The sequence below is a fragment of the Benzoatithermus flavus genome, from assembly GCF_037908215.1.
Lineage (GTDB): Bacteria > Pseudomonadota > Alphaproteobacteria > Geminicoccales > Geminicoccaceae > Benzoatithermus > Benzoatithermus flavus.
Map to the genome: position 1 here is coordinate 120,173 of NZ_JBBLZC010000004.1, position 13,454 is coordinate 133,626.

A 13,454-nucleotide genomic window follows, 5' to 3' on the forward strand; every position below is an offset into this window, starting at 1 on the left:
CAGGGCAGGCGTGCGGATGACCGCATGGGCGTCGACGTCGAAGCGCATTAGGCTTGTCGTGCCGCCGTAAGGGAACGCATCATGAGCAAGAATCAGGTGAGCGGCATCCATGCCGCGATCGTGACCCCGGTCGACTATTCGGGCACCATCAGCGTCGAGCGGTTCGCGCGCCATGCCCAATGGCTCCTGCGCCACGGCTGCCACGGGCTCGGCGTGTTCGCGGTCACGGGCGAGGCGGCCTCGTTCTCGGTCGCGGAGCGGCAGGCTGCTCTCGAGGCCCTGGTCGGTGCCGGCATCCCGGCCGAGTTCCTGATGGTCGGTGTCGGCACCTGCGCGCGCGCCGACACGGTGGCCCTCGCCCGCCATGCGCTCGGGCTCGGCTGCCGCCGTCTGGCCATGCTGCCACCCTTCTTCTTCCGCCGCGTGCTCGACGAAGGCCTCTACCGCGCCTATGCCGAGGTCCTGGACGCGCTCGCCGACGACCGGCTCGAGCTCTTCCTCTACCACCACCCGCAGATCACCGGCACGCCCATCACGAAGGCGGTGATCGAGCGCCTGCTCCGGGCCTACCCCGCGACAATCAAGGGCATCAAGGACAGCTCGGCGAGCCTCGCGCACCTGCTCGATCTGATCCGGAGCTTCCCCGAGCTCGCCGTGTTCGCCGGCTCCGACAAGGAGCTCCTGCCGGTGCTGGAGGCCGGCGGTGCGGGCACGATCTCGGCCGCGGCCAACATCAACAGCGCCACGAGCCGCGAGGTATTCGACGCCTTCGTGACGGGCGACCGCGCCAAGGCCGAGGCGCGGATGCGCCAGGTCCGGTTCGTGCGCGAGGCGCTCGAGGTCTATTCCCCGCTGGTACCGGCGGTGAAGTACGTCATCGCCGACGGCCAGAAGGACGACGAGTGGCGCCACGTGCGCGCACCGCTCGTGGCGCTCGACGGCCCGAGCGGCCAGGAGCTCGTGCACAAGCTGGAGGCGGCGGGCTGCGGCTACGATCCCGACCTCTACAGCGTCGCCGCCGGCTGAAGGCCGCCCTTGACCGCCTGGCCCTGCATCGCCTTTAACCGGCCCCACTCCGTCCGTCGGTATGGATGAACGCGATGAGCCAGGTCGCTCGTACCCGCGGCATGACCGTAGCCGCGTTCGGCCGCCGCAAGGGGGGCTCGCCGCTCGTCTGCCTCACGGCCTACACCACGCCCATGGCGCGGCTGCTCGATCCGCACTGCGACATGCTGCTGGTGGGCGACTCCCTGGGCATGGTGATCTACGGCCTGCCCTCGACCGTGCCGGTCACGCTCGAGATGATGATCGCCCACGGCGCCGCCGTCGTCCGTGGCGCCGCGAGCGCCCTGGTCGTGGTCGACATGCCCTTCGGCTCCTACCAGGAGAGCCCGGCCCAGGCCTTCAGGAACGCTGCCCGGCTGATGGCCGAGACCGGCTGCGCCGCCGTCAAGCTCGAAGGCGGGGCGGTCATGGCCGAGACCATCGCCTTCCTCGTCACCCGCGGCGTGCCGGTCCTGGCCCATATCGGCCTGCAGCCGCAGTCCGTGAACACCTATGGCGGCTACGGGGCGCGCGGCAAGGTGGAGGACGAGGCCGAGCGGATCCTCGCCGACGCGCGCGCGGTCGCGGAAGCCGGCGCCTTCGCCGTGGTGGTCGAGGGCGTGGTCGAGCCCCTGGCGCAGCGCATCACCGACGCCGTGCCGATTCCCACGATCGGCATCGGCGCGTCGGCCGCCTGCGACGGTCAGATCTTGGTCAGCGACGATGCGTTCGGCATCTTCGCCGATTTCACCCCGCGCTTCGTCAAGCGCTTCGCCGATCTCGCGAGCGTCATCGATGCTGCGGCCAAGGCTTACGCCGAGGAGGTGCGGGCACGCCGCTTCCCGGGGAAAGAGCACGTCTACCAGCCGGCCGCGGCACCCGCGGCTCCGCAAGGTGGAGCACCGGCATGAGTGCCCCGATCGAGGTCGTGCGCAGCATCGCGGCCCTGCGTGTCCAGACCCGGACCTGGCGTCGCCAGGGGCTCACGATCGGCCTCGTGCCGACCATGGGCGCGCTGCACGAGGGCCATCTCTCGCTCGTGCGCCTGGCGCTCGACCGCACCGACCGCGTCGTGGTCTCGATCTTCGTGAACCCGACCCAGTTCGGCCCGGCCGAAGACCTCTCGCGCTACCCGCGCGACGAGGCGGGCGATCTCGCGAAGCTCGCCCGCATAGGGGCGCATCTCGTCTTCATGCCCGACGTCGCCGAGATGTACCCGGCGGGCTTCTCGACCTGGGTCGAGGTCCAGGGGGTCAGCGAGGGCCTGTGCGCCGTCACCCGCCCGCACCATTTCCGCGGTGTCGCCACGGTCGTGACCAAGCTTCTGAACCAGGTTCAGGCCGACCTCGCCGTGTTCGGCGAGAAGGACTACCAGCAGCTCCAGGTGATCAAGCGGCTCGCGCGCGATCTCGACATTCCGACCGCGATCGGAAGCGGCCCCACCGTGCGCGAGCCCGACGGCCTCGCCATGTCCTCGCGCAACCTCTATCTCGGCCCCGAGGAGCGGCGCACCGCCGCCGGCCTCTACCGGGTCTTGAGCGATCTCGCCGATGCGCTGGCCGACGGCTCCCCGGCCGGGCCGCGGCTCGAGGCGGCGCGCCAGCGGTTGCTGGTCGAAGGCTTCACCGAGGTGGACTATCTCGAGCTGCGCGACGCCGAGACCCTGGCGCCTTTGGACCACGTGGCCGACCGCCCGGCGCGCCTGCTCGCCGCCGTCTTCCTGGGCAAGGTCCGGCTGATCGACAACGTGCCCGTTGGTCCGGCCGCGCGCTGATGAGGCCGGTCAGGCGCCTTTGCGCTCCTCCTTCGGCTCGACGACGACCGTGCCGGTCATACCGGAGGTGAGCCGCATCCCGTCCGGCAGCGGCCCGACGGCGAGGCGGCGGACGGTCCAGCCCACGCCCAGAGGCCGCAGCAGCCGGAACATCAGCACGCCCACGGCGCTGCCGACGACGAGCCCGAGCGCCGTGTTCAGGTACATGGCCGCGACGATCACCGCGTAGACGGTCATTTTGAGGAAGCCCGTGGCCGCCGTCGCCCACGTGCGCTCCCCGCCGAAAGGAGCTTCAGACGGCGCGCCAGGAGGACGGCAGCGGGGCGGACTTCCCGGCTTATGAGCCGCGCAGGCCCGCCTCGATGGCCGGGCGGTCGAGGCCGCGCTGGCCGATCACGACGAGCCGCGTGGCGCGGCGCTCGTGGGGCTGCCAGGGGCGGTCGTAATAGCCCTGGACGCGCTCGCCCACCGCCTGCACCGCGTGGCGCAGCGGCCGGCCGTCGACGGCGGCGAAGCCCTTGATTCTGAGGATGTCGTGCGCGCGGGCGACCGTGCGGATGCGGTCGAGCAGATGCTCGGGCTCCGCCACCGCGTCGAGCTCGACGACGAAGCTCTCGAAATCGTCGTGGTCGTGCTCGCCGCCCTCGGCATCGTGGTGCGAGGGTCGGGATGCCAGATCGTCCTCGGCCCCGGCCCCGAGCCCGAGCAGCACCGCGGGATCGACCGCGCCGAAGCGTGCCGCTACCGTCTTCACCGCCGGCCGGGCGTGCTCGGCGATCGCGGCCTCGGCCCGGGCGCGCGCCGCCGCGTCGACCCGGTCGAGCTTGTTCAGCACCACCATGTCGGCACACAGGATCTGCTCCTCGAACAGCTCCTCGAGCGGGCTCTCGTGGTCGAGGTTGAGATCGGCCCGGCGCGCCGCCTCGAGCGCCGCCGGATCGGTGGCGAAGCGCCCGGCGGCGACGGCCTCGGCGTCCACCACCGCGACGACACCGTCCACCGTCACCCGGGTGCGGACCTCGGGCCAGGTGAACGCCTTCACGAGCGGCTTCGGCAGGGCCAGGCCCGAGGTCTCGATCACGATGTGATCGGGCGGCTCGGCGCGGGCGAGCAGGCGCCGCATGGTCGGCAGGAAGTCGTCGGCGACGGTGCAGCAGATGCAGCCATTGGCGAGCTCGATCACGTCGTCCTCGCCGCAGCCCTCGATCCCGCAGCCCAAAAGCAGGTCGCGGTCGACGCCGAGATCGCCGAACTCGTTGATGACGAGCGCGATCCTCCGCCCGCGGCTCTCGTTCAGGAGATGGCGGATCAGGCTGGTCTTGCCGGCGCCGAGAAAGCCCGTGACGATGGTGGCCGGAATCTTGGAGGCACGCATGGCGGTAGGCTGTCTCCCTCGCTGCTCGCGTTGGCTCGTGGTCGCAGGCGCTTATGCCCGCTTCAGCGCACGCAGTCGAGCAGCGGCCCGAGCTGCTCCATGCGCCGCTCGATCATCCTGGCGCGCTGCGCGATGTAGCGGGTCGGGCGCTGCGGCGACCAGCGGCGCGGATTCGGGAGCACGGCCGCGATCAGCGCCGCCTCGTGGCGAGTGAGCCTGGCGGCCGGCTTCTTGAAGAAGCGTCGCGCCGCAGCCTCCGCGCCGTAGATGCCGGGGCCGGTCTCGGCGACGTTGAGGTAGACCTCCATGATGCGCCGCTTGCCCCACAAGAGCTCGAGCTGTGGGGTGAGCGCCGCCTCCAGCACCTTGCGGACGGGATCGCGGCCGGGCCAGAGCAGCACGTTCTTCGTGGTCTGCATGCTGATCGTGCTCGCTCCCCGCGCGTGCTCGCCGGCCCAGGCCCGACCGATCTCGTGGCGCAGCGCCGGCCAGTCGATGCCGTGATGCTCGCAGAAGCGGTTGTCTTCGGCGGCGATCACGGCACGGGCCAAGTGGGGCGAAATCGCCGCGAACGCCGTCCAGTCCTTGTCGAGCCCTTCGCCTTCCACGAGGCGCCAGAGCATGAGCGGCGTCACCGGCGGCGGTACGAAGCGGAAGAGGAGGATCAGGAAGGTCGGCAGCAGAAGGAGGACGAGCGCGATCCGGCCGAGCCGGCGCCAGCCCCGGCCGGCATGCCGGCGGCGCAGCACGGAGGCAGCCGTGCCGCCGGCGGGCGGCTTGCGAGCAGGCTTGCGAAGCGGCGCCGGGCCGGTCACCACGGCCTAGACGAGCCCGAGGCGAGCGGCCCGCGGCGGCGCCGACCAGCTCCTTCTCCGATGCTTCCGGAAGCGGCAAGCCGGCATCCTGCTCCACACGCCCTCGCTCATCCTCGGCCCGTCAGCTTCTAGAGGCCGAGATCGTGGCCTCGCCCGAGCCGATTAAGCGCGCTCCGCCGCACCTGTCCACCCTGCGCGGGAGCACGGACGGGCGCGAGCCCCGTGCCGGTCAGGCGGCGCGGATCTGACGATTCTGCACGAAGTGACGCAGGACCATGCGCAGGCGGGCCGCGCCGGCGAGATCGCCCTTGCGGCGCGCGGCCTCGATGTCGTCCAGGATCATCCGGGAGAGGCGCCGCTCACCCTCGGGGGTCTCGCAGAGATAGCGACCGAGCTCCAGAGCCACTATTTCCGGCAGATGCTCGTGCTCGGCGATGGCGTCCACCTCCTCTCTCGTCAGATTCGCAACGCCGAGACAGTCCTCGAACGTCAGCATGGCTCGACCTCCCATCGATCGCTTCGCTGTCGGGCGATTGTCGCCGAGGATGTCCGGAAGCGACTTGATCCAGATCAAGGCGCTTCCGCGCATCTACGTCAAAAGCCGATCATGCCGCAGCCTCGCGGTGCTTCTCGACGATCGCGTGCGCGATGCGGTCCGGCACCTCCTGCAGATGATCGTAGCTCCACTCGAAGAAGCCGGTGCCCTGGCTCAAGGAGCGTAAGGTGACGATCAGGTCGTGCATCTCGCCCTGGGGGATCTGCGCCTTGATCTCGTCCCAGCCACTCCAGCCGTCCTTGGCCTCGTAGCCCAGAATCTGGCCGCGCCGGCCGGTGACGAGCTGGAGGACCTTGGAGGTGTAGTCGCTCGGCACCGAGATCGTGACGCTGAGAATGGGCTCGAGCAGTACGGGCTCGCACTGCGGCAGCCCCTCCTTCAGCGCCAGCGCGGTCGCGAGCTTGAACGAGAGCTCGTTGCTGTCGACGCTGTGGAACTGGCCGTCGTGGAGCGTCACCGCCACGTCGACCACCGGGAAGCCCAAGGGGCCTTTCTGCAGATGCTCGCGCGCGCCGGCCTCGACCGCCGGGATGAACTGCTTGGGCACGGCCCCACCCACGATCTTGTTCTCGAACTGGAAGCCCTCGCCACGCGGGAGCGGCCGGATCTCGATCTTGACGTCACCGAACTGGCCGTGGCCACCGCTCTGCTTCTTGTGGCGGCCGTGCGCGTGGGCACCTTTGCGGATCGTCTCGCGATAGGGGGTGCGGGGCGCGTGCCCTTCGACCTCGACATTGTACTTCTGCTTCAGCCGGTCGAGCGCCACGCGCAGATGGATCTCGCCCTGGCCCCAGAGCACGGTCTGGTGCGTGTCGCGGTCGTAATCGACCAGAAGCGACGGGTCCTCGTCGGTGAGCTTGGCAAGAGCGCCGGACAGCTTGACCTCGTCGTTCTTGTTCTTCGCCGTAATCGCGAAGGCATACATCGGCTTCGGTGCCGGCGGCTGCGGCACCATCCCGTCCGCGGGCCCCGACCCGGTCGTGAGCAACGTACCCGTGCGGGCGTTGTCGAGCCGCCCCAGCGCCACGATCTCGCCGGCCTCGGCCGAGCCCACGCTCTGCTGCTGGCCGCCGAACAGGCGGTAGACCCCGCCGACGCGCATGTCGCCCAGCATCGTGCCGTCCTTGACCGAGCCGCGCCAGACCCGGACCAGGGACAGCTTGCCGGTGTGCGGGAAGTAGTAGTTCTTGAGCACCTGCACGATCGCGGCGCCGTCGTTCTCGAGGCCGAGCTGGGCGGCGCGCACGCTCGGGTCGGGCGCCTCCTTGGCCAGGGCCGCGAGAAGGCGCCTCACCCCCATGTCCTGCTCGGCCACCCCCATGAAGACGGGAACGACCTGGTCGGCGCCCAGGGTCTTCTGCAGGTCGCGCAGGATCTGCTCCTGCGGCGGCTCCTGATCCTCGAGCAGCTTCTCGAGCAGGTCGTCGTCGAAATCGGCGAGGATCTCCAGCATCTCGCGTCGGGCCGTCTGCTCGCGCTCGCGATACTCCTCGGGCAACGGGATGACATCCGAAGCGGTCCCTTTGCGGAAGGCGTGCGCCTCCTCGCTCACGAGGTCGATATAGCCCACGAGCTCCTCGCCGCGGCCGATCGCGTACTGGTGCGGGACCACCGGCCGGGCGCTGAGCTGGCGCAGCGTCTGCAGGAGATCGCGGTAGCGGACGTCCGAGCGGTCCATCTTGTTGATGAAGATCAGATGCGGGATCGCGTTGGTATCGAGGAACTGCAGGAGCGGCGCCACGGCGATCAGCCGCTCGAGCACGGGCTCGACCACGACCACGGCGAGGTCGCAGCCCAGGACGGCGCCATAGGTCTCCTGGACGAACTCGACCGAGCCGGGGCAGTCGAGGATCGTGAAGTCGAGATCGTGGCAGCGGAACGAGGCGGCGCTCACCTCGGTGCTCATCCGCCGCGCTCGAGCCTCCGCACTGCTGTCGGCGACCGTGTTGCCCTCGGCCACGCTGCCCTTGCGCCCGATCGCTCCGGCGACGAACAGCATGCTTTCGAGCAGCGTCGTCTTGCCGGAGCCGCTAGGGCCCACCAGCGCTACGTTCCTCGTCGTCGTTCTTGACCCCATGACGGAGCCTCCCTCCCAAGAAGGCGACACGCCGCGGGCCGGCGAGGTCCGGGTCGTGCCGCAGCGATCGGCTGTCCGGACCATGCATGTTCGAAGCGGATCGTCGGCTTGGCAACTGGAAAACGACAAGATCGTGACGGTCCGCTCGGCGTCCTCGCCGCCATTCCGGTGTGGCCCGGCGCCGAACCATCACGATCGCCGTTGCGCACGAGGCCGGGTTGAGGGAATGTTACCACGACGTCGTCGAAGCGTTCTCGTGCCCGACGACCGACGATGCCGGCAGCGCGATCACAACGACCGGCCTTCGTGGGAGGTCGTCATGCAGTGCGGTGACCTCGAACGGTACCTCGAGGCGTTCCTGGACGGGCGGCTGGGGCGAAGCCGCAGCGCCATCCTCCGCCGCCATCTCGCCATCTGCGGCGGCTGTCGGGCGCGTGTCGAGCGGCTCCGGCAGTTCGAGCGCGAGATGCAACGGCGCTTCCGCTCGATGGAACAGGTGGGCTCGGTCTGGCAGGGCCTCGAGCTCGACCTGGTCGCGAGCAGCCGCAGCGGTGCTGCGCATCATCTCCTGCCGTTGCCCCGCGTCCTGCCGCCGCCGCGCAGCAGCGCCGCCACCGAGACGCCGCCGACGCCGGGTCCGAACCGCCACCGCCCGCTGCTGGTGTCACGGGTTACGGCACGCGGCCGGGCCTCCGGCCTCGTCGGGGTCGTGCTGATCGCGATGGCGCTGGGGACGGTCTACCAGCTCGCCCGAACCTCTCTTCGGACCGATGACGGGATCGATCCCACGGTGCAGGCCTACAGTCAGCTGATCCGGGGCGATCACGTGCTGGCGCTCCGCAGCGACGATGCGGAGCGCCTCCAGGCCTGGCTGTCGCAGGAGCTCGAGCGCCCCGTACCGCCTCTGCCGATCCCCGAAGGCTTTCGCCCGGTCGGCGCCGATCGGGCCGAACTCGCGACCGGGGAGGCAGGTGTTCTGATCTATGGCCGCTCGGAGACGGCGGCCGATGCGGAAACGCCCGTGGCGCTCTTCGTCCAGCCGCTGCCGGCCGAGGCGAGAGCGCCGGCTCCGAAGCCGTCCGGCGTCGCGGCGCTGCACGATGCGGGCGATCTGCGCGAGCTCACCTGGGAGACGGGCAGCTTCCGCTATACGGTGATCGGCCGGGGGACGCCCGAGGAGGAACTGCGTCGGTTCGTGCCGTGAGGCGCCGCCGGATCACCGGTCCTATCGGCCCGTCAGCACCTCGGGATTGACCAGGACCGCGGGATCGAGGCTGCCGCTGAAGGCGGCGAGTGCGTTGCGCGCCGACTCTTGCGCCATGCGCACGGCGGCCTCGCCGGTGACCCCGGCGCAGTGCGGGCTGAGCAGCACCCGGCGCTCGGCCAGAAGCGGGCTGTCCGGGCGGGGCGGCTCGGTCTCGAACACGTCGAGGCCGGCGCCCCGGATCCAGCCCTCCCGCACCGCCTCCGCGAGCGCCGTCTCGTCGACGAGTCCGCCGCGCGCCGTGTTGATCAGAATGGCGTTCGGCCGCATCGCCCGAAGCTGCTCGCGACCGATGAGCCCGCGCGTGTCCGGGCCGAGCGGCAGATGCAGGCTCACCACGTCGGCGCGGGCGAGGCCGCGCAGAAGCGCCGGCTCGGGCTCGACACCTTCCGCGTCGACGACGGCCGGGTCGAGCTTGGGATCGAAAGCCGCCACCGTCATCCCGAACGCCTTGGCCCGGCGCGCGAGCTCGCGGCCGATGCGGCCGAAGCCCACGACCAGGAGCCGCTTGCCGCAAAGCTCGATCGCCGCGAAGCGGTTGCGGAAGTCCCAATCGCCCGCGCGCACGGCTCGGTCGTGCGCGCGGCCGAGCTTGGCGAGCTCGAGCATCATGAAGAAGGCGTGCTCGGCCACCGCGATCATGTTGGCCGTGGCCGCGACCGCGAGCGGGATGCGCCGCTCGTTGAGGGCCACGAGGTCGACATTGTCGTAGCCGACACCGTGGCGCGAGACGATCCTGAGCCGGGGTGCGGCCTCGATCATGGCGCGCACGATCGGTGCGGTGCGCACGATCACCGCCTCGGCCTGGGGCATGGCGGCCAGGATGCGGGCCGGGTTCGGGTTGTCCAGCACCTCGACGGTGACATCGGGAACCGCCCGCAGGAGGTCGAGCCCTTCCTGACGGATGTGGCCGACGACGAGAACGTGCGGCATGGGCGCTGCGGTCAGTAGGTGCGGAGCTCAGTAGGTGCGGGGCGTGGTCGCGACCGGGGCGCCGCCGCGGATCTCGGCCAGGACCTCCTGGCTCTTCTGGGCGAGGAGGCGGGCATCCGAGGCGACCGACACGAAGTCGAAGCCGAGCTGGTGCATCCGCCTGGCGTAGGCCGGGGTCGCGGTGTGGATGCCGGCAACGAGGCCCTTCGCCTTGGCCCGGCGCAGGACGTGCTCGATCGCGCTCACGATCTTCTGCTCCTCCGGGTCGAGCACAGGGGGACAGCCCAAGGCGTTCGAGAGGTCCGACGGGCCGACATAGATCCCGTCCAGCCCGTCGACCGCGAGGATCGCCTCGAGTTCGCTCAGCGCCTGCGCCGTCTCGATCATGGCGATGACGAGAACGGTGTCGTTGGCGTGGCGCGCATAGTCGGCGCCGCCATAGAGCAGCGCCCGGATCGGCCCCATGCTGCGCATGCCACGTGGCGGGTAGCGGCAGGCGCGCACGAGCTCCTCGACCTGGGCGGCGCTCTCGATCATCGGGCAGATCACACCGTAGACGCCGGCGTCCAGCATCTTCATGAGGATGCCGGGATCGAGCCAGGGCACCCTGGTCATCGGCACCACGTCCGTGGTCGAGATCGCCTGCAGCATGTGGACGGCGGTCTGGTAGTCGATCAGCCCGTGCTGCAGGTCGATGGTGAGGCTGTCCCAGCCCTGATGCGCCATGACCTCGGCGGTGAAGCCCGAGGGCATCGAGAGCCAGCCATTGATCGTCCGCCTTCCTTCTGCCCAGGCCTGCCTCAGGGCATTCTGCCGCATGCTCCTGCCACTCCGCCAATCGTGCATCGCTTCGACCGGGGCGACGCTAAGCGGGACGCGGAGGCTTGTCCAGCGACGGTGCGGCAGATGGTCTTGTTGTTACCATGGTATAGCGACGCGAAAAGGTCGAATTGCAATAATCCGGATAAATCGCTATGAGGTAATAATGATAAATCAGCAAGCTAGCCCTAAGCGGGCCGGATCAACTCTATATGTAGAGTGGGTCATGCGCTTGGTCGCCTCGGCTCATGCGTCACCACTGACCGCTTGGTCGACTCGCGCTCCGGTGCGGGAAGCGGACGACGAGGAAGGGAATGCCTGTTTCGGCATCGCGCTCGCTTGCATCCTGAGCGCGCCGGTCTGGGCGGGGCTCGCTCTGCTCGGCTACACGCTGCTCCACTGACGGCCCGATCGAGGAGCCGCGCATCCCCTTGAGGGTGATCGCGTGCGTACCGATCTTGCAGAGCGGGAATGTGCCTGACCTTCTGCCAGGATCGATGACGCGGCGCGATGGACAAGCTTTCCTGGAACGCGAAGCTCGGCGTGGCGCCCGAGTTGTGGCTGGGACCCATGGCCGAGAGCGGCCGGAGCCGGACTCCGGTATCCTACGATTGGCTGGCCGAGGTCGCCCGTGCCGGCTATGCCGGGATCGAGCTTCATCCCACGCTGCCCGATGACCCGCGCGCGCTCGGTCTGCTCCTGAGCGATCACGGCCTCGTCCTCGCGGCGGCTCCTTTCGTGGGCGGACTCCTCGAGCTCACGCTGGACGAGGAGAAGCGCCGCATCGGCCCGAGCCTCGACCTCCTGCTCGCCAGCGACTGCCGGCTTCTGACCTACACCGACTTCACCCTCAGCGTGCGCCGGGACGAGGCGACCGCGCTCGCCGATCGTTACGTGCTCCGCCGCGACGACGTGCGTCGTTACGGCGAGAAGCTGACCAGACTCGCCGACTGGCTCGCAGCCGAGGGCGCTATGCTGGCCTACCAGCCGCGGCTCGGCACGTTCCTCGCGAGCGAGGTCGAGATCGGGCTGCTGCTCGAATCGAGCGACGTGACGGTGGGCTTCGTGCTCGATACCGGCGTGTCGGCGTTCGAGGGCGCCGATCCCGCGGCTCTCGTCGGCCGGCACAAGGACCGCCTGCGCCATGTCCGGATTCAGGCGCCGCGCAAGCCGGTGGCGGAGCGGGCACGGGCGGAGCGCTGGAGCTTTCCCCGCCTCGTGCGGGAGGGTGCCTTCACCGTTCCGGGCGACGCGGCCGGCACGCTCGATCTCGCAGCGCTCGGGGCCGGCCTCGCACGAGCGGGCTACGAGGGCTGGATCGTCGCCGCCGCCGAGCGTGCGCCCGAGACCCGCAACCCGCTCGAGGATGCCGAGATGGCCATGGAGGCGCTGCACGCGTTCGCCGATGCCGCCTCGACGCCGTCGCAGCACGAGCCGGCCAGAGGAGAGCCATGACCCTGACCCACGCCTGCCCGATCTGTGCCGCGCCGGCGGAGCCCATGATGCTGCCCGTGAGCGTGCGCCGGGCGGGCCGGACGGTGTTCCGGCTCGAAGTACCGGCCTGGCACTGCAGCGAGTGCGGCTATGTCGACGTCGAGGATGCGACACGCGAGAGCGTGATCGCCACGCTCGAGGAGCATACCCGACCCGGCGACGACATCGTGTTCGCGCTCGAGGAAGCTTGAGGCCGTCAGCGCGGGGCGGCCGCGGCGATCCGCTCGCGGCGTGCGAGCCAGACGAAGAGAAACGTCAGGAGCGCGAAGCCCAGCGTCAGCGCATCGAGCCGCTCGCCCAGGAGGAGAGCGCTCGCCGCGAGCGTGAAGAAGGTCTGGAAGAGCTGCACCTGGCCGACGCGGGCGATGCCGCCCAGCGCCAGGCCGCGATACCAGAAATAGAAGCCCAGGAACTGGCTCATCACGGCGACATAGGCGAAGCAGGCCCAGGCGGTGGCGCTGGCCCCGGTGTTCACCGCGGGCCACAAGGCCACGCCGATCACGAGCAGCACCGGCAGGGAGACGACGAGCGCCCAGGCGATCACGAGGAGGCCGGGCGCTTCGCGCGCGAGCCGGCCGCCCACCGCATAGCCGATGGCCGCCAGCAGCGACGCGGCCAGGAGATAGAGATCGCCCGCGGCGAGCCCGCCCCGGCTCCGCAGCAGCGCGAAGCCGAGCACGGAAGCGCTGCCGAGAACCGCCCAGAGCCAGAAGCGCGCACTCGGCCGCTCGCCGGCGAGAACGGCGCCGGCCGCGGCGGTCAGGAGCGGCAGGACGGCCAGCACCACGGCACCGTGCGAGGCGTCGACCGTGCGCATGGCGAGAGCCGAGAGCAGCGGGAAGCCGAACACCACGCCCGAAGCGCAGACCATGACGGCCGGTAGATCGCGCCCGCGCGGCAGGCGGCGATAGGCCGCGACCACGACGAGGGCGAGCAGCGCCGCCGGGATGGTGCGGCCGAGGCCCACGACCTCGGGTGCGAGCTCCTGCACCGCCCGTCGGGTGACGGGTAGAGTGAGGCTGAAGACGAGGACGCCGGCGAGGCCGAGCAGGAGGCCGAGGCGGATGTCGGTCTGCCCGGCCGTGGCAGGGGAGGAAGCTTGGCGCATCATCGGGCGAGCGATAACGCCGCTCGGGCGCATCGACCAGCCTCGCCTTTGCACGCCTCGGATCTCGACCTGCGCGACCAGCTCGGCCACCTCTCGCGGCGGGATGCGGAAATAGGTCGTGGCGGAGAGATCGCCCGCGGAGAGCGCCACGCACACCCGCTCCTCCACGAGCCCGAAACGCCTCCTTCAGCGTGT

14 protein-coding genes are annotated in these 13,454 nt (G+C 70.3%); 6 read left to right on the top strand and 8 right to left on the bottom strand.

What is annotated here, in order from left to right:
* Nucleotides 1-81: 81 nt before the first annotated feature.
* The 3 genes from U1T56_RS05695 (at nucleotide 82) to panC (ending at nucleotide 2,818) form a co-directional block, all read left to right on the top strand.
* On the top strand, nucleotides 82-1,026 hold the full coding sequence (locus U1T56_RS05695; RefSeq protein WP_418158478.1) for a dihydrodipicolinate synthase family protein: 945 nt from the start codon (nucleotides 82-84) through the stop codon (nucleotides 1,024-1,026).
* Between the two features lie 74 nt (nucleotides 1,027-1,100).
* Nucleotides 1,101-1,955 (top strand): 3-methyl-2-oxobutanoate hydroxymethyltransferase, encoded by an 855-nt coding sequence (panB, locus tag U1T56_RS05700; protein ID WP_418158479.1) that lies wholly within the window; start codon nucleotides 1,101-1,103, stop codon nucleotides 1,953-1,955.
* On the top strand, nucleotides 1,952-2,818 hold the full coding sequence (gene panC, locus U1T56_RS05705; RefSeq protein ID WP_418158480.1) for a pantoate--beta-alanine ligase: 867 nt from the start codon (nucleotides 1,952-1,954) through the stop codon (nucleotides 2,816-2,818). Before panB ends, panC begins: the two co-directional genes overlap by 4 nt.
* A 9-nt stretch (nucleotides 2,819-2,827) precedes the next feature.
* Here the strand turns inward: panC and U1T56_RS05710 are convergent, their stop codons facing one another.
* The 5 genes from U1T56_RS05710 to U1T56_RS05730 all read right to left on the bottom strand — a co-directional run bounded on the left by U1T56_RS05710 (nucleotide 2,828) and on the right by U1T56_RS05730 (nucleotide 7,641).
* A complete protein-coding gene (locus U1T56_RS05710) occupies nucleotides 2,828-3,055 on the bottom strand; it encodes a hypothetical protein (protein ID WP_418158481.1) in 228 nt (75 codons plus the stop codon).
* A 100-nt stretch (nucleotides 3,056-3,155) separates the two neighbouring features.
* Nucleotides 3,156-4,193, bottom strand: coding sequence for a cobalamin biosynthesis protein CobW (gene cobW / locus U1T56_RS05715; RefSeq protein ID WP_418158482.1), 1,038 nt, complete (start codon nucleotides 4,191-4,193; stop codon nucleotides 3,156-3,158).
* Between the two features lie 62 nt (nucleotides 4,194-4,255).
* On the bottom strand, nucleotides 4,256-4,942 hold the full coding sequence (mtgA, locus tag U1T56_RS05720) for a monofunctional biosynthetic peptidoglycan transglycosylase (protein WP_418158483.1): 687 nt from the start codon (nucleotides 4,940-4,942) through the stop codon (nucleotides 4,256-4,258).
* A gap of 295 nt (nucleotides 4,943-5,237) precedes the next feature.
* Complete coding sequence (locus U1T56_RS05725; protein ID WP_418158484.1) at nucleotides 5,238-5,504, bottom strand: hypothetical protein; 267 nt, start codon at nucleotides 5,502-5,504, stop codon at nucleotides 5,238-5,240.
* Between the two features lie 109 nt (nucleotides 5,505-5,613).
* Complete coding sequence (locus U1T56_RS05730) at nucleotides 5,614-7,641, bottom strand: elongation factor G (RefSeq protein WP_418158485.1); 2,028 nt, start codon at nucleotides 7,639-7,641, stop codon at nucleotides 5,614-5,616.
* Nucleotides 7,642-7,960: 319 nt separating this feature from the next.
* Between U1T56_RS05730 and U1T56_RS05735 the strand changes: the two genes are divergently transcribed.
* A complete protein-coding gene (locus U1T56_RS05735; RefSeq protein WP_418158486.1) occupies nucleotides 7,961-8,845 on the top strand; it encodes a zf-HC2 domain-containing protein in 885 nt (294 codons plus the stop codon).
* Nucleotides 8,846-8,866: 21 nt separating this feature from the next.
* Here the strand turns inward: U1T56_RS05735 and U1T56_RS05740 are convergent, their stop codons facing one another.
* A complete protein-coding gene (locus U1T56_RS05740) occupies nucleotides 8,867-9,838 on the bottom strand; it encodes a hydroxyacid dehydrogenase (RefSeq protein ID WP_418158487.1) in 972 nt (323 codons plus the stop codon).
* Between the two features lie 27 nt (nucleotides 9,839-9,865).
* Complete coding sequence (locus tag U1T56_RS05745; RefSeq protein ID WP_418158488.1) at nucleotides 9,866-10,657, bottom strand: HpcH/HpaI aldolase family protein; 792 nt, start codon at nucleotides 10,655-10,657, stop codon at nucleotides 9,866-9,868.
* A 510-nt stretch (nucleotides 10,658-11,167) separates the two neighbouring features.
* On the opposite strand from U1T56_RS05745, the gene U1T56_RS05750 reads away from it, so the two are divergent.
* Both U1T56_RS05750 and U1T56_RS05755 read left to right on the top strand, forming a co-directional pair.
* Nucleotides 11,168-12,112 (top strand): TIM barrel protein, encoded by a 945-nt coding sequence (locus U1T56_RS05750; protein ID WP_418158489.1) that lies wholly within the window; start codon nucleotides 11,168-11,170, stop codon nucleotides 12,110-12,112.
* Nucleotides 12,109-12,342, top strand: a complete 234-nt coding sequence (locus U1T56_RS05755; protein ID WP_418158490.1) for a hypothetical protein — start codon at nucleotides 12,109-12,111, stop codon at nucleotides 12,340-12,342. The genes U1T56_RS05750 and U1T56_RS05755 overlap by 4 nt, the downstream gene beginning before the upstream one ends.
* Nucleotides 12,343-12,347: 5 nt before the next feature.
* Here U1T56_RS05755 and U1T56_RS05760 read toward each other — a convergent pair whose 3' ends face one another.
* A complete protein-coding gene (locus U1T56_RS05760; RefSeq protein WP_418158491.1) occupies nucleotides 12,348-13,409 on the bottom strand; it encodes a DMT family transporter in 1,062 nt (353 codons plus the stop codon).
* Nucleotides 13,410-13,454: the final 45 nt, after the last annotated feature.

What these genes read in the sequence shown, in the direction of transcription:
- U1T56_RS05735 (WP_418158486.1), top strand. Translation starts at nt 7,961, where the DNA reads ATGCAGTGCGGTGACCTCGAACGGTACCTCGAGGCGTTCCTGGACGGG.
- U1T56_RS05745 (WP_418158488.1), bottom strand. Translation starts at nt 10,657, where the DNA reads ATGCGGCAGAATGCCCTGAGGCAGGCCTGGGCAGAAGGAAGGCGGACG.
- U1T56_RS05730 (WP_418158485.1), bottom strand. Translation starts at nt 7,641, where the DNA reads ATGGGGTCAAGAACGACGACGAGGAACGTAGCGCTGGTGGGCCCTAGC.
- panB (WP_418158479.1), top strand. Translation starts at nt 1,101, where the DNA reads ATGAGCCAGGTCGCTCGTACCCGCGGCATGACCGTAGCCGCGTTCGGC.
- U1T56_RS05695 (WP_418158478.1), top strand. Translation starts at nt 82, where the DNA reads ATGAGCAAGAATCAGGTGAGCGGCATCCATGCCGCGATCGTGACCCCG.
- U1T56_RS05740 (WP_418158487.1), bottom strand. Translation starts at nt 9,838, where the DNA reads ATGCCGCACGTTCTCGTCGTCGGCCACATCCGTCAGGAAGGGCTCGAC.
- panC (WP_418158480.1), top strand. Translation starts at nt 1,952, where the DNA reads ATGAGTGCCCCGATCGAGGTCGTGCGCAGCATCGCGGCCCTGCGTGTC.
- U1T56_RS05750 (WP_418158489.1), top strand. Translation starts at nt 11,168, where the DNA reads ATGGACAAGCTTTCCTGGAACGCGAAGCTCGGCGTGGCGCCCGAGTTG.
- cobW (WP_418158482.1), bottom strand. Translation starts at nt 4,193, where the DNA reads ATGCGTGCCTCCAAGATTCCGGCCACCATCGTCACGGGCTTTCTCGGC.
- U1T56_RS05725 (WP_418158484.1), bottom strand. Translation starts at nt 5,504, where the DNA reads ATGCTGACGTTCGAGGACTGTCTCGGCGTTGCGAATCTGACGAGAGAG.
- U1T56_RS05710 (WP_418158481.1), bottom strand. Translation starts at nt 3,055, where the DNA reads ATGACCGTCTACGCGGTGATCGTCGCGGCCATGTACCTGAACACGGCG.
- U1T56_RS05755 (WP_418158490.1), top strand. Translation starts at nt 12,109, where the DNA reads ATGACCCTGACCCACGCCTGCCCGATCTGTGCCGCGCCGGCGGAGCCC.